Source organism: Gammaproteobacteria bacterium (assembly GCA_013001575.1).
GTDB lineage: Bacteria > Pseudomonadota > Gammaproteobacteria > Steroidobacterales > JABDMI01 > JABDMI01.
Window position 1 is genome coordinate 29,326 of the sequence record JABDMI010000102.1, and the last position, 18,668, is coordinate 47,993.

Genomic DNA, 18,668 nt, shown 5'->3' on the forward strand with positions numbered 1-18,668 from the left:
ATGCTCGCACAACTCGGAACCTTCAGTTTAATTCTAGCCACAGTGTTTTCTGCACTGATGGTTGTGTTCGGCGCGCAGGTTACCGAGCAAAATTCACAATGGCGTCCGGCATTGCGACGAGCGACCTGCTTACAGGTGTTTTTCACGGTCAGTGCCTTCGTTATTCTTGTCAGTTTATTGGTGCGTAGTGATTTCTCGGTCGCTTATGTGGTGCAACACTCCAATTTGCGTTCACCTTTATTTTATAAGATCACCGCAGCCTGGGGAGCGCATGAAGGCTCACTGTTGTTATGGAACTCGGTTTTGTCACTATGGGCGCTGAGTTTATTCAGATTGAAGCAATTACCGGCATTTGTGGTTGACCGTACTTTGGCGGTACAGGGTATTTTGTTACTCGGTTTTTCTCTATTTACCTTGTTGACCTCCAGTCCGTTCGTACCTGTGAGTGAAGTGCCACTCAATGGCATGGATCTGAATCCGGTATTGCAAGATCCGGCGATGGTCATACATCCTCCGATACTGTATGTGGGTTATGTGGGTTTTTCCGTACCGTTCTCACTGGTGGTTGCCATGTTGTGGGTTGGGCAAACCCAACAGCAATGGTTACGCTGGATCCGTCCCTGGGTTGTTATTCCGTGGATATTTCTAACCATTGGTATCACCTTGGGTAGCTGGTGGGCGTACTACGAACTCGGTTGGGGTGGTTGGTGGTTTTGGGATCCGGTTGAGAATGCATCTTTAATGCCCTGGATCGCAGCAACTGCATTAATTCACTCCCTTGCGGTTACGGAAAAACGCGGTCTGTTTTTACATTGGACCTTATTACTGGCGGTTATGGCGTTTGCCTTTAGTGTGCTGGGAAGTTTCCTGGTGCGTTCCGGGGTTCTGATCTCGGTGCATTCTTTTGCCAGTGATCCAACCCGTGGTATGTTTATTTTGGCTATGTTCGCCGTTTTCGTCGGTGGTGCATTAGGTCTTTACGCATTAAAAACCCCGATCGGATTTGCCTCATCCGGTTTCAAGTTGTTCTCGCGTGAAGCACTTTTGCTATTAAATAACCTGTTGTTGATCGCCATGTTGCTGTTGGTCATGCTAGGTACTTTATACCCACTGGTGGTGGAAGCCATGGGTTGGGGCAAGATCTCGGTAGGCCCGCCGTATTTTGATCATGTGATGCTTTATGTGACTTTGCCGTTATTACTTGCGATTGGTTTGGGCCAGCGACTGAATTGGAAAGGCACATCCAAACTGCCAACTAAACTTGCAAAGATCTTATTGCTTGCATTCGCATTAGCGGTGGTGACGGGTTTGATTATCGCAATCCCGCTGACTGATATCAGCTGGCTGACATTACTTGCAATCGTGTTTGCACTCTGGGTTCTGTACAGCGCCGGGCAAGCCATAGTGAATACCAAGCTTAATAACAATAAACTGGGTAAATCACAGATTGGGATGTTCACTGCTCATATCGGTGTTGCGGTATTTGCCCTGGGTGTTGCTTTGAGCAATCAGTTAGCCCAGGTTGAGACGGTACCGATCAGTCCGGGTGATACACGAACAGTCGGGCAATACAGTTTTCACTTTTCCAAGGTACAACAGGCCACTGAAAGTAATTATCAGATGACCCAGGCCGTGTTCGACGTAAAACGTCATTCGCAACCGATTACCAGTCTGACCAGTGAGAAACGTTTTTATCCGGGACGTCAAACCTCAACGACCGAAGCTGGCATCAAAGCCGGGTTTATTCGGGATCTGTACGTGACTTTAGGTGAGCAGTTACCAAATAGTCAAAAAGGCGCCGTTTGGAGTGTACGTTTTCAAGTACGGCCTTTTGTTCGCTGGATCTGGCTTGGATGCTTGCTCATGGCCTTGGGCGGCTTGATTGCAATATTGGACAAGCGTTATCGTGTCACTAAGCCCGATTCTGGCAATTTGACAAAAAATGGATTATCCAATGCTTAAAAAATTATTCATCTGGATACCGTTTGTTGTATTGCTAGGATTGATCGCATTATTCTGGAAAGGTCTTTCACTGGACACGGATAAAGTTCCTTCACCGTTTATTGGCAAAAGCGCACCCGCGCTGATCTTGCCCGATCTATTAAGCAGCGATTCAACTGTCGATCTGTCGCAATGGCGAGGCCAAGTAGTTTTGTTAAATGTATGGGCTACCTGGTGCAGCGGTTGTTTACTGGAACACCCGGTATTGAATGCTATGGCAGCCGAACGACTGGTTCCAATAATTGGCCTGAATTATAAAGATGATCCGGTTAAGGCCAAAGCCTGGTTACAAGAGCAGGGCAACCCTTACGTTGCAATCCCGAACGACGCGAATGGCAATGTGGCGATTGACTGGGGTGTGTACGGTGCACCGGAAACTTTTGTCATCGATAAACAAGGCGTGATCCGGTATAAACACATCGCTCCAATAAGCTTGCAGGAATGGCAAAACACATTGCGTCCATTGGTACTTGCCCTGCAACAAGAGCAAATACCATGACCCGATATCTATTTACAATGATTAGCGGCTTCCTGATGGTATTCCTGACAATCAGTTTGCATGCCTTGGATCCGACCAGCTTTGATGATGCCGCTTTGCAACAGCGTTATGAACTACTAACGGAAGAATTACGCTGTCTGGTGTGTCAAAACGAAACCATTGCCGGTTCCAATGCACCTTTGGCCGTTGACTTGCGACAACAAGTTGCAAATCAATTACGTGCTGGAAAAACTAACCACGAGATACGTGAATACATGAGTGCACGCTATGGCGAATTTGTGCATTACCGTCCGGCCAACAGCGGAAAAACCAAAGTGTTGTGGCTTGCTCCTGTAATTCTTCTGACGATACTGCTTGTCATATTCATCGCTGTGGTAAAAAAAATGCAATCCACCGATTCCGGCAGTGAGCATACAGCATGACCAATTCAATGTTGTTTACCTTGCTGGTAATACTCAGTCTTGGCTATTGTTTGCAGCCTGTACTCGTTAAAAAACCTGACAATTCGTCAAAAACACGGATTGTCGCAATTCTGTCGGGGCTGCTTGGTTTGGCCGGAATAATATTCTTGTTTCAACAAGTGAAGCAACAGGAGGCGGTGATCAAACCGACCGGTAAAAATTCCGATACACAGCAGGCTTTGGCAGAAGCACAAAATAATCCCGGGAGTGTGGAGAAGTGGAATGCTCTAGGACGCAAATTGATACTCGAACGCGAATATTTGTATGCCTATTTGGCGTATTCTGAATCACAACAGCTGGACCAGTTTGCGCCACTGACGGCGACCAAGCGTGGTTCACGCATTGACTGGCTTACCGGCCTGGCCGAGTCCAGAATACTGGCCAGACAGGGCGCTATAGATGAGGACAGTTACAACTTGATCGAGCAGGCCAGTGAACTGGCTGAGAATAATCCCAAAGTGCTTTGGTATGGAGGCTTGGCGGCCGCACAACGTGGAAATACCCAGCTGGCCAAACAACGCTGGGAATTATTACTACGGCAAAACCCGCCACAGGCATTACAGAATGTAGTTATAAAACGTCTGGATTCATTGTGGGAAATGAAACTCGAGATCTCACTGGCACCTGAATTAGTGTCTCAAAGCCAGGCGCAAAGCCGAATTTTTCTTAGTCTGCGCCAACCAGAGACTGCGCCACCTGTCGTGGCCAAGAGCCTTTCAATCAATGATCTCAATAAACCTGTAAACCTGGATTACCGTAACACAATTGCCCAAATGTCTGATAAATCGCAATTAAACTGGGATAAGCCCGTGTCACTCAGCATAATCTGGTCTCCGCAAGGCTCGGCGAATGCGGCCGGAAACATAAAACGCAGTCAAACTGTCACCCGCGAACAATTGAAATCAGCCCTTAACGTGGAAATAACTGCTGCAGAGTAGGATAATGGCGGATTGCTCAGGTTGTACTTGGGTATGAATAATCCAGCGTCACGTGATAATAAATATAAGCGAAGAATTCAATGCTAAAACTAATTAAAAACGCACATGTGTTTGCACCAGATAATTTAGGTATCCAACATCTATTGATCGGTGGCGGAAAAATTCTCTGGATGGGAGCGGACTTACCAGCACTCGAAAAAACAGTGCTTGCTGAAACATACGATGCACAGGGTCTGGTGCTAATGCCTGGTTTGATTGACGGTCATGCCCACATCACGGGTGGTGGTGGGGAATCCGGTTATGCCAGTCGTGTACCTGCGGTTGGTTTATCGCGCTTTACCCAAAGCGGGGTCACAACTGTGGTTGGCTTGCTTGGAACGGATGACACAACACGAGATACCAAAAGTTTACTTGCTGAGGTCAGAGCTTTGCGTGCCCAGGGCATGCACGCCCTGTGTTACACCGGTGGCTATCACATCCCGCCCACAACTTTCACCGGCTGTGTGCGCAGTGACATCGTAAACCTTGAACCGGTAATTGGTGTCGGTGAGATCGCTATATGTGATCACCGTTCCAGTCAACCAACTCTGCAGGAGATCTTGCGCTTGGCCAGCGATGCGCACGTGGCCGGCATGATGACCGGGAAAGCCGGTATTTTGCATATCCATTTGGGCGACGGGGAAAGCGGTCTGCAATTGGTTCGGGATGCATTATCGAATAGTGAATTACCCGCGCGCGTGTTTCATCCAACCCATATTAATCGTCGCAAGGCCTTGTTTATCGAAGCCTGTGAATTGGCGAAACTGGGTTGCAGTGTGGATATTACCGCGTTCCCGGTTGCCGATGGCGAAGATGCCTGGTGTGCCGCCGACGCCTGGGAAAATTATCACGCGTCAGGCGCTCCAGCGGACAAGTTAACCATCAGTTCCGATGGTGGAGGGTGTTTACCGGAATTCGATGCAGACGGGCAGATTGTGCACATGGACATTGGCGACCCGTGCAGCTTGTTTGATTCCATCAAGGATTTGTTGCAACGAGGAATTTCCCTGGAAAAAATATTACCGGCCTACACCAGCAATGTCGCCAGATTATTACGCTTATCTTCAAAAGGTCACATTGCACACAATGTCGATGCGGATCTGGTACTTATGGATAAAGAGCATCAGATCCATTCAGTGATGTGCCAAGGCAATTGGCATCGGAAGTATCACCAGCAAATTATCACTGGCAGCTTTGAGAATTCTTAAGCTGACCACAATTACACCATTTCCAATTAATTTAAAAAAATCACTAAACAGGACACTTTCAAATGCCTCCATCTCCCGCAAAAGACCCCGCCAATCGTGGTTACATTATCCCGATTGGCGGAGCCGAGGAAAAACTGAGTAACCCGGAAATACTGGATAAATTTATCTCTATTTGCGGGGGTAATAACTCACGCATCGCAATTATACCCACCGCATCCCAGTTGGAAGATACCGGCAGAAATTACGAAAAGCTTTTTCGTCGTATCGGGGTGCAACACGCAAGAGTGTTGCCATTTATTACACGAGATGATTGCAAATCCAGTGAACATCTGGACTATATCGAAAAATCCGATGGGGTATTCATGACGGGTGGAAACCAGTTAAGACTGTCAACCACTTTGGGTGGTACGGCGGTTGCCCAAATGATCCGTCGACGCAATGCCCAGGGTATGCATGTAGCGGGCACATCGGCCGGTGCAGCATTTATGCCCGAGCACATGATCGCGAGCGGCAGTGAAGGCAGTACGCCATCGCCTAACAAAGTGACCTTGGCACCGGGACTGGGATTAACCAATAATTTTATTATTGACCAGCATTTCCGGCAACGTGATCGCCTAGGGCGTTTATTGACCGCGCTGGCCTATAATCCTTTTGCGATAGGCATTGGCCTGGATGAAGACACCGCAGCTTTTATTCGTCCCGGGGATAATCTTGAGGTCATCGGTAGTGGTGGGATCACCATTATAGATCCAACTGATCTGAGCTATTCCTCAATGGACCGTGCCGGTGAAAACGAGCCGGTAAGTTTGATTGATATAAAAGTGCATATTTTGGTCTCGGGCGGACGTTTTGATATTTCAGAGCGAAAGGCTTATCCTGAATAGCAACTTACAAAACGGCACAAATAAATAACGGCGAAATGCCGACTAAAATAATGCTGCGGCATAAAGTAATGGAGAAAAACCATGCGTATTGTTTCAACCAATGTTTATCTCGGACCCAATTTATATGCACATTTCCCGGTTATCCGGCATGTAATTGATCTGGGTGAACTTGAAAGCTGGCCGACCTCTAAACTGGGTTCTGAATTCATTGATCCATTGCTGGAATTATTACCGGGATTGCATGAGCATGGCTGTTCATACAAGGAGCCCGGGGGATTTGTCCGTCGCCTGCGTGAGGATGAGGGAACCTGGCTTGGTCATGTCATGGAACATATCGCTATTGAACTGCAAAATGTTGCCGGATTGCCAGTGACCTTCGGGCGCACTCGTTCGATTGACGGACAGCCTGGTCATTACAATATGGTGTTTGAATATCGCAACGAGCACGTTGGCCGTGAAGCCAGTCGTCTGGCGATGAGATTGATCCAGTATTTGTTACCGGCAAAATTGAGATCCAGTGATGCGCCCGATCAAGACTGGGATTTTGCCAGTGAACGCGATGACTTTATTCGTTTTACCCAACGCCGTGCACTGGGCCCCAGTACCGCATCCCTGGTGGCTGCGGCAGAAGAACGCGATATTCCATGGATACGTTTAAACGAGCACAGCTTGATCCAGTTTGGTCACGGTCGCTACCAAAAACGAATTCAAGCGACGTGTACCGGCAACACCAGTAATATCGCAGTTGAACTGGCTTCGGACAAAGAAGAAACCAACATTATTTTACGTGACCTCGGTTTACCTGTGCCCCAACAGTATCTGGTTCGTTCAGAAAGCAAAGCGGTGCGCGCCGCAGAACGTATCGGCTATCCGGTTGTGGTGAAGCCGTTAAACGCCAATCATGGGCGGGGTGTTTCAATTAATTTGAATGATGCCGAGCAAGTCAAGCTTGCGTATAGCAAAGCACGTGAACACAGTCGTTCGGTTTTGGTGGAAAGTTTTATCCAGGGCATGGATCATCGCTTATTGGTGGTCAATGGCGAGTTGGTTGCCGCGGCCAAACGCATGCCCGGGCACGTGGTTGGCGATGCTAAACACACGATCAAGGAATTGGTCGATATTGTGAATCAAGACCCGCGCCGCGGTGTCGGGCATGAGAAAGTGCTAACGCGTCTTGAGTTTGATCATCAGGCCGAACGATTATTGCAAAAACTGGGTTATAGCCAGGACACCGTCCCTGAAGAGGGCGAAACCGTGTTTCTACGTTCCACTGGCAATCTCTCGACTGGCGGCACGGCCATAGATGTCACCGATTCCATTCATCCGGACAATCGCAATATGGCAATTCGCACCATTAAAGCCATTGGTCTGGATGTGGGTGGCGTGGATTTCTTAACCGATGATATTACCCGTTCCTATCGTGAAACCGGTGGCGCCATCTGTGAAGTGAATGCCGGCCCTGGTTTCCGCATGCATGTTGCGCCCAGTGAAGGCACACCGCGCGATGTGGCCGGCCCCGTGATCGAAGGATTGTTCCCCAGTGGCTCACCCAGTCGCATTCCAGTTGCGGTTGTGACTGGCACCAACGGGAAAACCACCACGTCACGCATGTTGGCCCATATATTAAAACTCAGCGGCAATACCGTTGGCTTAACCTCGACCGACGGGGTATACATCGATGGAAAGCTTTCGGTTGAAGGCGACATGACTGGTCCGATCTCGGCGCAGATGGTGTTACGCGACCCCTCAATTGATGCTGCGGTGATGGAAACCGCTCGCGGTGGATTATTGCGTGGTGGCATGGGGTATGCAACATGTGACGTCGCATGTTGTTTGAATGTGAGCGCGGACCACCTCGGAATAAAAGGCATTGACACGCTAGAGCAATTGGCCGAGATCAAACGCATTCCCATTGAAGTTGCCAAAGACGCAGCGGTATTGAACGCAGACGATGCATTGTGTTTACAAATGGCGGATTACACCGAGGCCAGCACCGTATGTTATGTGACCATGAACGCCAGCCATCCATTAGTTAAACAGCACATACAGGCAGGCGGTCAAGCCTTTGTGCTTGAGCAAGGGATGAACGGGCACATGATCACAATTTATGACGGGGACAATCACTTCCCCTTGCTTTGGACGCATTTGATACCGGCCACAATTGAAGGAAAGGCGTTGCATAATGTGCAAAACGCAATGTTTGCGGCAGCGCTTGCTTATAACATGAATATCAAACTGGATAACATCCGTCAGGGCTTGCGTACCTTTGATACCAGCTTTTTCCAGGCGCCAGGACGCATGAATATTTACAATGAACACGGGTTTAAAGTTATTCTGGATTACGCACACAATCCGGCGGCCGTAAAGGCCATGTGTCATTTGGTTGATCAACTCAAGCCCGAAGGTCGGCGCCTCGTGGTTTTAGCCGCACCGGGTGATCGCCGCGACGAAGACATTCAGGAGATCGCGCGCATTGCCGCACCGCATTTTGACTATTTTATTTGTCGGCGTGATGATCATCTACGCGGACGCCAGGGTGATGAAGTTCCGCTGATTTTAAAACGCGCATTGCAAGATGCCGGTGTTGATGCCAGTAAAATTGAACTCGTACACGACGAACAAGACGCCGTTAATCATGCCCTGGAGTTAGCACAACACGATGACCTGGTTTTGGTGTTAGGCGATAACATCAGTCGTTGCTGGAAACAGATCATTTATTTTAATTCCGAGCAAATCGAACCCGCCACTAAAACAAGTGAACCCGTACGGCCAGAACTCCCCGAAGAACTGCAATTTGAACTGGACGATGATCTGGAATTGATTGTTGACGATCGTGGTGTGCGAATCGCCCGTGAAGCCGGCGATTAAGTTGTTCAGACTTTTTGCTCTAATCACATAGCCAGTAATGAAATTACTTGATGCCAGACGTTTGACCGGATTGAATGTGATCTGGGAACGTCCCTGTGCAATTGTGGATGTGGAGATCACCAATCCGGAAATGATCCCCGCACTCGTCTCGCATTGGCAACAACAGGTACAGGATGTACTGCACGCAATTGGCTGGACGGCTGAACAAACCACCATGCATGAATTCACCGGTGGCATAAGTCTGGCACTTTCTGCACCTATCGACTGCATGTACTCTGCCGTGGAAATTGCCGAATGGGCTTATCATCGCAGCGAAAAATTATTAATCCCGGAAAGTGACAGCGATAGCCCTGATGAATTGTCTGAGTTTTTAGCACGTTTGCAAACTCAAATTGCAGAAGAACAAAACCACGACTTATTGGCTTTAAAACAACAAGCCCGCGCACATCAAGTCGCTTTTTTATGGGACGATGATCTTGTCTCGGTGGGGTACGGTAAGGGTTCACAAACCTGGCCTGTGACAGAGATTCCAAACCAGGTCGAATGGCAAAATATTCACAACATCCCGCTTGCCATGATCACAGGAACAAACGGTAAAACTACGACCGTGCGAATGACCAGTCAGATCATGCAGGCTGCGGGAGACACGGTTGGAATCAGTTCAACTGACTGGATTGGAATCAACAATGACATTATTGAACGAGGTGACTATTCCGGTCCAGGCGGGGCGCGCAGTATTCTGCGTCAAGCCTCAATCGATAAAGCTATTTTGGAAACCGCCCGTGGTGGTGCCTTGCGACGCGGTTTGGGGGTTGCCCGTGCGGATGTCGCCTTGATCACTAATATCAGTGAAGACCATTTAGGAGATTTTGGTTCACGTACTGTGGAAGAGTTGTTGGCGATCAAATGGCTGGTGATGCAAGCCCTGGATGAAAGATCGATTGCCATACTCAATGCTGACGATCCCATGCTGGTAGCAAAAAGTGCAAACCTAAACAAACCGGAACTGCTTTGGTTCAGTCTGGACCCGGAAAAACCACTCATGCAGGAGCAAGCGCAACAAGGCAAGCGTTTGGTCAGTGTGATTGAAGATCATGTTGCCCGCTATGATGGGCAGCAGTGGGTCAAGTTATGTGCGATCAATTCGATACCGCTCACTCTCAATGGTATTGCCCGGCATAATATCGCCAACGCATTAGCTGCCGCCAGCGTTTGTGTGGCCATGCAAATTCCGGATGCAGCAATAATTAAGGGATTGCAATCCATGACCGCGAGTGACAATCCCGGTCGTTGTAATTTGTTCAAAGTGAATAATTGCGAGGTCTTGCTGGATTTTGCCCACAACCCGGAAGGCATTTCGAGTATTCTGGAAATTGCCCGTCAGCATCCGGCCAAACGTCGGTTTTTATGTTTTGGGCAAGCGGGTGATCGTACCGATGAGCTGATTCGGGACCTGGCGCGAACTGCCTGGGCCTCTGGTCTAGAGCATGTATTTATTTGTGAAATGGCGGACTATTATCGTGGACGAGAAAGTGGTGAAGTGTATAAACTGTTACGCGATGAGTTGCTTAACAGTGGTGCGCGTGCAGACCAGGTTACGCATACCCAGCGGGAATCAGAGTCACTAGAGCTGGCCATGGCCATGGCTGGAGAAGGCGACCTGATTATTATGCTTGCATTATCTGAGGCAAAATCGCTTTTGCAGCACTTGCACGATGTGGGCAAATTGGTGTCTTGAATAAATTGACATGAACAGAGTGGTTTGATATTTTGGTTATAAGTTGTGTGACGGAATAGAATTGATATAAATATACTATCAACATAACACTTATGTTTGAATGTGATTGTGAATATACATGGAAATAAAGGAGTAACAACATGAGTGATCTCGAAGAATTATTTAGTCGAGCCCAGGATGAGGCCTATCAATTAAGTGAGCGACCAAGTAATAAGAATATGTTGAAAATGTACGGTCTGTTCAAGCAGGCGACTGTAGGCGATGCAATTGGTAAACGTCCCGGGATTCTGGACGTGAAAGGCCGGGCAAAATATGATGCCTGGTACGGTTATTGCGGGATGCAAGGCAATAATGCCAAACAGGCGTATATCGACCTGGTGAATGAATTAAAACAAGGCTGAGTTTTGACTAATACAGTAACCCTAGAATTGAACAGTATCCCGTCGGTATTGAAAATGTACCCCAAGATGATGTTGTCGCGTAAACCGGGCAGATTGAAAGAGGGTGCATCTTACCCACGCCTGGAAGCCAGTATTCATGGTGTACGTCCAGATAGATCACACGTAAATGATTTTGCTAAAGTGTCAGGCTTTCCTGAAGATCGTGATTTTTTGCCATTACCCTATCCGCATGTACTTGCAGCCCCATTGCACTATGCCTTGTTAACCCACCAGGCCTTTCCTTTGAAGTTGCTGGGACTCGTGCATATAAGCAATAGTATTACTCAACATCGACCGATCGGTTTAGAAGAAGAGCTGTCAATTGCCTGTCATATACAGGAATATGACGACACCATACGAGGGCAGGTATTTCATTTACACACCCACATGCAGGTTGGTGATGAATTAGTTTGGGAAGAGACTACCAGTTTTATCGCACGCAAAAAGACACCCAAAAATAAACGCAGCAATAAAAGTCCTAAAAAAATCCAAGCAGTTGAAAAATCCGACGCCCAGATAATTAGTTGGGAAGTGCCAGGTAACATGGGCAGGAAATTTGCTAAAGTCTCCGGCGATATCAATCCAATCCACTTGACCAACATCACGGCAAAACTGTTTGGTTTTAAACAGGCCATTATCCACGGGGTCTGGTCAATGTCACGTACTTTGGCAGAACTTGAGCCGCAATTACTCAAACGCCAGACCGGTTTGAATAAGCTGCGTTTTGATGTGAACTTTAAACTTCCGGTGTTTATTCCGTCTTGGGTTATGCTGGAGACCCATGACAATAATGATGGTTTGGAATTCGTGATGAAGGATTCTGCAGGTGTTAAACCCCACATGAGTGGCCAGATCGAATATTTGTGACTTAAAGTGTTAATTAATATAATAATAACAATAAGATACATACTATAATTAAAGTGATATATAGATAATGTTGGCAATACTCCCTGGCACCGAACGTGGTCAATCTGACTCGGACCATCACACCAGTTTGCACAGTTTCAGTTTTGGGACCTATCTTAATCACACGCGTATGGGGTATTCGGTCTTACAGGCGCTGAATGCCGTCAGTGTAAAACCAGGCGTCAGTCTGGGCGAAAAGTCGCATGTGAACATGGAAATTCTGACTTATGTCACGCAAGGTGAATTGGTGCATACCGATAGCTTGGGCACTGAACAAATTGTACCAGCCGGTGATTTTCAATTAATGGCGTCGGGGGCGGGAATCGAACATAGCGAAAGCAATGGTTCAGAAACAGAGATGCTGGAATTTCTGGAAATGTGGATCATTCCCAATCAGATCAATATCCGCCCGGGTTACCAACAGCGTTCCATTGAGCCGAGCTCGAATTTTCAGTTAGTAGCTTCACACATGCCGCGCGATGAAGCGATGTTTTTAAACCAGGAATCCGAGATATATCGTTTTCATCTGGACCAGAATCGTTATTTTTATCTGGCGCGTGCCGCGGACCACCACAAAGCCTATGTGCATGTCATAAGAGGCAAGTTGGATCTTTGCGATGGCGACTCAACAATTAGTATTTCCGCTGGTGACGGGGTGATGTGTTCGGATATTACCCGTCTGGAATTCATCAAAACCGATGACGCAATCGCGGAAGGCATGCTTTTTGTCTTACCGGGCTTTTACTAAGTATTTCATTGTCCATCCTGTGTCCTGGACAGGCGTGCCCGGTAATACCGCATTAATTGCTACTGTCAAAATTGATCTTGTTGTGACTACCGTCACAGAAGGGTTTATTTTGCGATTCACCACAACGACATAAGGCAGGATCTATAACTCGTTGGGTTTGACCATCGGCTGCGATCACATCAACCGTTGCCCGACACATGAATGGCCCGTTTTCCACACAAATAATATTCGCGTGTTCAGCGGCCTCCTGTTTTGAGGTACCTGCAGGAACTTTGTTAAAAGTGCCGGAGTCTTTAAAGATTTTCATATGTCGTGCATCGCAAAAAGGCTTGTTCTTGGATAGACCACATCGACACAAAGCGACACGTTGATGCTGTGTGCCCTCGGAATTGTAGTTCTCCTTCACGGATACGTTGCCACGTACTTGTAATGGGCCGTCTTTTACCACGCGAATCGACACTTGTTGGTCACAGGCCTCGTGAAATTGCAACGCGCCACTCGGGCATTGTCTGACCGCATTAATCACAGCTGCGGTATCGCAATCCTCAAGATTGATCCAGGGTCTGGCCTTGAGATCGAACACCCCTGGTAAATTGCGCACACAGTCACCCCCGTGGGAACAGATCCCTGCATCAAAACTGACGTCAATATGTTTGCCGTGAAAATGTTTTGGGGTTTTGTCACTCATGTTTTTGCTCCAGACCACGATGCATGCAGATGCTCTATAATGACCCCTCTGTGGATCAATTCCAAGACTTATACGCAAAAAAAACAAAAATTATGACCGACCGACATTTTCATCCGCTCCGGATAGCCAAAATAATCAAACGCACTGAATTAGCCAGCAGTCTGGAATTCGAAGTACCAGATAATCTGCAGGAACTTTATCGATTCAAAGCCGGACAATACCTGACCTTTAAAGTGAATCATAATGGCCAGGAGTTGCGTCGCTCATATTCCATCAACAGTTCCGAATATAATTCCGATCCCTTGCAGGTCACAGTGAAAAAGGTCGCTCAGGGAAAAGTGTCCAACCATTTTGTGGATGACCTGCAGGTTAATGACATTCTCGAAGCCATGCCACCCTTGGGTCAATTTGTATTGCCGGATGCAGTACCTGACAAAGTGTATTTATACGCTGCCGGTAGTGGGGTAACCCCGATCTTTGGGATTCTCAAAACCCTGTTGCAAGGCCATGAGAACTGTCAGGTTAATATGCAATACGGAAATTTCAATCGCGAACAAGTTATTTTTCATGAGGAATTACAAGCGCTTGAAAATGCTTATTCCGAGCGTTTTGTATTAACCCATCATTACACTGACGCAAAAACAACCGAAAGCAAAGGCTTATTTGGGAAATTTTTTGGTAATAAACAAGTAGAAACTCATGATACCGAAGCTCAGCCAGGTGACTTTACCGTTGATAAATTGCTAAAGCTTGCACAGACCGATACAAACTTTAACCAGGCGCATCATTATATTTGTGGCCCGGGACAAATGATCCCTGAATTGGAAGCCGCCTTATTATCAATAGGCGTGTCAGAAAGTAATATCCATCATGAATATTTCGCTGCCGCTGATGCAGCCAGTAGCGCTACCCGGGATGAAGTTTCTGCCAATAATAACTCGGAAACGTCTGACTTACTCACCACGCAACTAACCGTCACTCTGGATGGTGACACCGAAACCTTCGACCTGCCAGCAGGTGAAACGGTTCTACGCGCCAGTATTGATGAAGGATTGTCTGTGCCTTACGCCTGTGAATCGGGTGTGTGCGCAACCTGTAAGGCCCTGTGTAAAAAAGGCAAAGTGAAATTACGCAGTAATGCAGTCTTGAGTGACGATGAACTTGAACAAGGCTATATTCTTACCTGTCAGGCTGAAGCGCTAACCGCTGAACTTGAGGTGGATTACGACGCGGTTTAATCAAGTCTGTGGAATCAATTATTCTCTTTTTTCTCTAGTAGTGATGCCCTGTATTTGCGGTATTTTGGCTCACTTTTTAGAACCACTTTTTGATTTTTGATCTCAATTCCCAGTTTTGCATAGGCCTGTTCAAATGGTACAAATTCATCATTGTTGGCATATCGTGTGTAGAGATCGCTAAATACAGTGGTCTCACTGAGTTGATCGAGTTTACGCATCAGCTGCGAACCGGACCAGCTGCGGGTGGATGGTAGGCAACAGCGTTGCAAGGCATCCAACGCGGTGTCCAGACTTTTTGTGTGATTACTTAGTTCACGTAATTGCACATCCGCCAAAAATGCCAAAGCAGCGCCGCTCCAGTAGATCTTCATGGTGCCGCCCCAACTACCTTGTGCCGCGGCATTGGGTGAAAGTTCGGGTACCGCGCGTTTACCGCGCATAAATCCATCGTGCAATTTTTGCCAGGCACTTTGTTCGGTATAAAAACCATTACGTGCCATGAGAATATTCTGGTAATAGCTTGCAAAGCCCTCGGAAAGCCAGCGGTTCTTCCATTTCACATAAGGCAGCAGCAAATGACTGAACTCATGCGTGGCGGTCCAGTCGGCATTGAATTGTTTCAGTGATTGGCGTTGATCGATATAAAACTGTACCGACTCGCCATAATCGCGCACCACACGCCCAAACGGTACCGGTGAACGCTGTCGAGACCAGGATGATGCACTGGGTGACACAATGATCTGCGGACTCGGGTGTGGAAAACGACCATAAACTTGACTGACATTGTCCACGGTCTGTTGCAACCAGTCGCGCATGGTCGGTTTGTCGATCTTGCGGCCGGGTAAATACGCGACTCGTAATGTGGTGCCTTTGTGCTGAATATAATCTTGTTCAAAAGCGCCAATGATCACCAAGCCATCCGCACTTTGCGGTGAGGCGCGCAGGCGATACGTTTGTTTGCCTGCGTCAATAACTTCCCAGGGTACCGACAACTCGTGTTGAGCATGCTTTTTAACCGTGATCAAAACACTGTCACTGGCTCGCAAGCCGGGTAAAAACAACCATTCCGCCGGTGTGCTCACCATGGTTGTCGAGTTCAGGGAAAAAGCTCTGCGATCCTGTTTTTGCAAAAGACGCATGCGGTAATTCAGGCAAGTGACAGAACGATAAAGATACAAGCGCGAATCACGATAATCGATCGCTTCACTGGAATCACAGGCTTGCGGGAATCTGAGGAACAGGTCGGAATACGCATTACGGGCTTTTAGACTACGTACTGGATAAGCCAAGCGAATTTCAACCTCAACATAGTCAAGCGACTCGGGAAAAGTCAAGTCAATGTGATGTTCGACCGCCGATGCCGCGTGGGCAACTGAGAGCAAGATTATCAAGCACAGGAATTGACTTAAGATTCTAAACATTATAACTAAGACCATGCGGATGCAAGCTTGTTCCATTAAAGGTATTACAAGTACTGAATAGGTGAATAGTGACTGTTGAATGCGTATACTATGAGCTCACATTGACCCCAGCGACAGGAAACATATGACGCCGTATCAGAAAATATTTGCCAATAACAAGCAATGGGCAGCTACTAAACAGGCCAATGACCAGGAATTTTTTACCCATTTGGCCAAGGGCCAGGATCCCGATTTTTTATACATTGGTTGCAGCGACAGCCGGGTAACCGCTGAAGACATGATGGGCGCTACACCGGGTGAAGTTTTTGTGCATCGAAATATTGCCAATGTGATCAGTAATTCGGATCTTAGCGCGATGTCGGTGATCGAATACGCGGTGAAGTATCTTAAAGTTAAACACATTGTAGTGTGCGGCCATTACGGTTGTGGTGGCGTACAAGCGGCTATGCAACCACTGGATATGGGTGTTCTGAACCCGTGGTTACGCAATATCCGGGATGTGTATCGATTACACCATGATGAACTGGACGCAATGACGGACGAGAGTGATCGTTACCAACGTCTGGTCGAACTCAATGTGGAAGAACAGGCCTTTAATGTGATTAAAACCGCGGTTGTACAAAACGCCTATTTGCAAAGTGGCTATCCGCAGGTGCATGGCTGGATCTTTGACGTTTCCACGGGTTTACTCAAAGATCTGGACATTGATTTCTTAGCAAAACTCGACAGTGTCCGTGAGGTATATGACCTCGGCGGAAATCGCTGATTATTAGCTCACTTCTGGAGGTGCAATATGTCAACGCAAAAAATTCAGGATATTCAGAAACAAATTTTTGATCTCAAGCAGGAATTATCCAGCTTGCAAGCCGGGCATATCGGTGACGAAGTGAATGATTATCAGTTCACAAGTCTTGAGGGCGAGGTCAAAATGTCGGATCTGTTTGGCGATAAAGACTCATTACTGTTGATTCATAACATGGGGCAGGGGTGTCGTTATTGCACTTTATGGGCAGACGGCTTTAACGGCTTTTTACCGCATCTAGAGTCGGCCTTATCCGTTGCACTGGTCTCGAAAGATGCACCGGCTGTGCAACGCGACTTTGCCAACTCACGTGCTTGGCGATTCCGTCTGGCGTCACACGGTGGCGGCGAATACATTCAAGAGCAAACGGTCGTGCCAGGTGAAAAAAATATGCCTGGTGTGGTGGTGTACGAGCGTAAAGACGGAAAGATCTACCGTAAAAACTCGGCATATTTCGGACCCGGTGATAATTATTGCTCAATCTGGGATCTGCTCAACCTGGCTGGAATGAGTGAAACAAACTGGACACCACAATATCGTTATTGGCAAAAACCGGGGACCATGGATGATGGCGGCCAGAATTTGAATGAGTGATGCTTAAGATAAGCTTGATCCAGTATTCAATCGCTGCAGTAGGCGTATTACAAAACTCCTTTATTGGCGGTCCGGATATTTTTCATCAACTTCTCGTCCGAATACCTGTACAAACTTAGATCTTTTGCATAGTCCGCTAAGTCTGCGTTCAATACCCAGTTTGCACACAATTCCCCTGCCGCACAGGCCGCCATGGTACCAAAGCCCGAGAGTGCCCCGACCACAAACGCATTCTCGACCCCCAGTGGCCCGATCAAGGGCCAGTTCTCTTCGGTCATACTGTAATAACCACCGTAATGCGTCATTTTTGACGGCATTTTATCGAGATAATGTTTTAGTGCGGGGTTTAGATTCGAGGCGCCGCGAATGACAATTTCTGGAAAACTTGGATCAAAGGCTGTGTCATTCATCAGGTCTTCAGCGGGTTCGCTTGGGCGCGTGTTATAGGCCCATCCCAGTTTGACCCAATTGGCCTTGTCACCGCCTTCCGGACGGCAGTGCACACTTCCGCCGATTTCCCGGGTTAGCCAGATTGAATCGGGATCTTGTTCAAGTAATGCACGTTCTTCCTCAGTCCAGTCGAGATGTTGTTTGTCAATGTCGATCACAAAAGGCTGCGTACGTGGAACGGCATTCACTTCATCGGCGAATAATATTTTTTGTTGATAGAGATTTTCCAGGGGTAATTCCTGGCCCAGCATATTTGCAATTTGGTGCGCAAAAGGGCCCGCCGCGTTTATTACATAATCGGCATGCAGGGATTGGGTCTGCTGCGCATCACTTAATGCAATTTGAAAACCGTTTGAATGTTGTATATCCGTGACTTTGTAGCGCAGCTTGGCAGCGCCACTCGTTTTAACTGCTTGCAACATAAATTGTCCCAGCGCCTGGCCATCAAGGTCACCGGCTTTGCGGATATGGATCAGGCTGCTGATCTCACTACTCAAATGCGGATAAAGCTGTTGAATGTGTGCGCGGTTTTGCAGTACATCTATGGCGTCAGGAACCTCGCTCCAGAGCGTATCTAGACTGTTTGAATATTTGGATATACTTTTGTCGCTGTATTCACGGATCAGGTTTTGATCCAGGCCGTACACATCATCAATCGTGTTGTTGCGACTCGCCAGAAGATACCCGCTGCGATTTAGCTTGATGGCATTATCTGAAATTACAGCAATCTCATCCATCAAATCGA

At 47.5% G+C, this 18,668-nt stretch carries 17 protein-coding genes; 14 read left to right on the plus strand and 3 right to left on the minus strand.

Annotated features, from left to right (window positions below):
* From HKN88_08540 to HKN88_08590, 11 genes are all read left to right on the plus strand, one after another.
* Positions 1–1,962: a heme lyase CcmF/NrfE family subunit gene (locus HKN88_08540; protein ID NNC98106.1), complete on the plus strand. Its 1,962-nt coding sequence runs from the start codon at positions 1–3 to the stop codon at positions 1,960–1,962.
* The gene (locus HKN88_08545) at positions 1,955–2,500 is read left to right on the plus strand and encodes a DsbE family thiol:disulfide interchange protein (GenBank protein NNC98107.1); all 546 of its coding nucleotides are present in this window, start codon (positions 1,955–1,957) and stop codon (positions 2,498–2,500) included. The genes HKN88_08540 and HKN88_08545 overlap by 8 nt, the downstream gene beginning before the upstream one ends.
* A 17-nt stretch (positions 2,501–2,517) precedes the next feature.
* Positions 2,518–2,922 (plus strand): cytochrome c-type biogenesis protein CcmH, encoded by a 405-nt coding sequence (locus tag HKN88_08550; GenBank protein NNC98108.1) that lies wholly within the window; start codon positions 2,518–2,520, stop codon positions 2,920–2,922.
* A complete protein-coding gene (locus tag HKN88_08555; GenBank protein ID NNC98109.1) occupies positions 2,919–3,899 on the plus strand; it encodes a hypothetical protein in 981 nt (326 codons plus the stop codon). The genes HKN88_08550 and HKN88_08555 overlap by 4 nt, the downstream gene beginning before the upstream one ends.
* A gap of 80 nt (positions 3,900–3,979) precedes the next feature.
* Positions 3,980–5,146: a beta-aspartyl-peptidase gene (locus HKN88_08560; protein NNC98110.1), complete on the plus strand. Its 1,167-nt coding sequence runs from the start codon at positions 3,980–3,982 to the stop codon at positions 5,144–5,146.
* Positions 5,147–5,208: 62 nt separating this feature from the next.
* Complete coding sequence (locus HKN88_08565) at positions 5,209–6,030, plus strand: cyanophycinase (GenBank protein ID NNC98111.1); 822 nt, start codon at positions 5,209–5,211, stop codon at positions 6,028–6,030.
* Between the two features lie 81 nt (positions 6,031–6,111).
* A complete protein-coding gene (gene cphA, locus HKN88_08570; GenBank protein NNC98112.1) occupies positions 6,112–8,898 on the plus strand; it encodes a cyanophycin synthetase in 2,787 nt (928 codons plus the stop codon).
* Between the two features lie 37 nt (positions 8,899–8,935).
* Positions 8,936–10,636 carry a Mur ligase gene (locus HKN88_08575; protein ID NNC98113.1) on the plus strand — a complete coding sequence of 567 codons (1,701 nt, stop codon included), beginning with the start codon at positions 8,936–8,938 and terminating at the stop codon, positions 10,634–10,636.
* A gap of 140 nt (positions 10,637–10,776) precedes the next feature.
* The gene (locus HKN88_08580) at positions 10,777–11,037 is read left to right on the plus strand and encodes an acyl-CoA-binding protein (GenBank protein NNC98114.1); all 261 of its coding nucleotides are present in this window, start codon (positions 10,777–10,779) and stop codon (positions 11,035–11,037) included.
* A gap of 3 nt (positions 11,038–11,040) precedes the next feature.
* Complete coding sequence (locus HKN88_08585) at positions 11,041–11,943, plus strand: hypothetical protein (protein NNC98115.1); 903 nt, start codon at positions 11,041–11,043, stop codon at positions 11,941–11,943.
* Between the two features lie 67 nt (positions 11,944–12,010).
* Positions 12,011–12,730, plus strand: coding sequence for a hypothetical protein (locus HKN88_08590; GenBank protein NNC98116.1), 720 nt, complete (start codon positions 12,011–12,013; stop codon positions 12,728–12,730).
* A 52-nt stretch (positions 12,731–12,782) separates the two neighbouring features.
* Here HKN88_08590 and HKN88_08595 read toward each other — a convergent pair whose 3' ends face one another.
* Positions 12,783–13,418: a hypothetical protein gene (locus tag HKN88_08595; GenBank protein ID NNC98117.1), complete on the minus strand. Its 636-nt coding sequence runs from the start codon at positions 13,416–13,418 to the stop codon at positions 12,783–12,785.
* Positions 13,419–13,510: 92 nt separating this feature from the next.
* Here HKN88_08595 and HKN88_08600 point away from each other — a divergent pair, with 92 nt between their 5' ends.
* The gene (locus HKN88_08600; GenBank protein NNC98118.1) at positions 13,511–14,656 is read left to right on the plus strand and encodes a ferredoxin--NADP reductase; all 1,146 of its coding nucleotides are present in this window, start codon (positions 13,511–13,513) and stop codon (positions 14,654–14,656) included.
* A gap of 14 nt (positions 14,657–14,670) precedes the next feature.
* On the opposite strand, the gene HKN88_08605 is transcribed toward HKN88_08600, so the two are convergent.
* Entirely contained in the window at positions 14,671–16,038 is a 1,368-nt protein-coding gene (locus tag HKN88_08605; GenBank protein NNC98119.1) for a hypothetical protein, read from the minus strand.
* 163 nt (positions 16,039–16,201) lie between these two features.
* On the opposite strand from HKN88_08605, the gene HKN88_08610 reads away from it, so the two are divergent.
* Both HKN88_08610 and HKN88_08615 read left to right on the plus strand, forming a co-directional pair.
* Complete coding sequence (locus tag HKN88_08610) at positions 16,202–16,843, plus strand: carbonic anhydrase (protein NNC98120.1); 642 nt, start codon at positions 16,202–16,204, stop codon at positions 16,841–16,843.
* A gap of 27 nt (positions 16,844–16,870) precedes the next feature.
* The gene (locus HKN88_08615; protein NNC98121.1) at positions 16,871–17,473 is read left to right on the plus strand and encodes a DUF899 family protein; all 603 of its coding nucleotides are present in this window, start codon (positions 16,871–16,873) and stop codon (positions 17,471–17,473) included.
* Positions 17,474–17,520: 47 nt separating this feature from the next.
* Here the strand turns inward: HKN88_08615 and HKN88_08620 are convergent.
* Positions 17,521–18,668 (minus strand): FAD-binding oxidoreductase (locus HKN88_08620; protein NNC98122.1); only part of this gene is annotated, 1,148 nt, incomplete at its 5' end.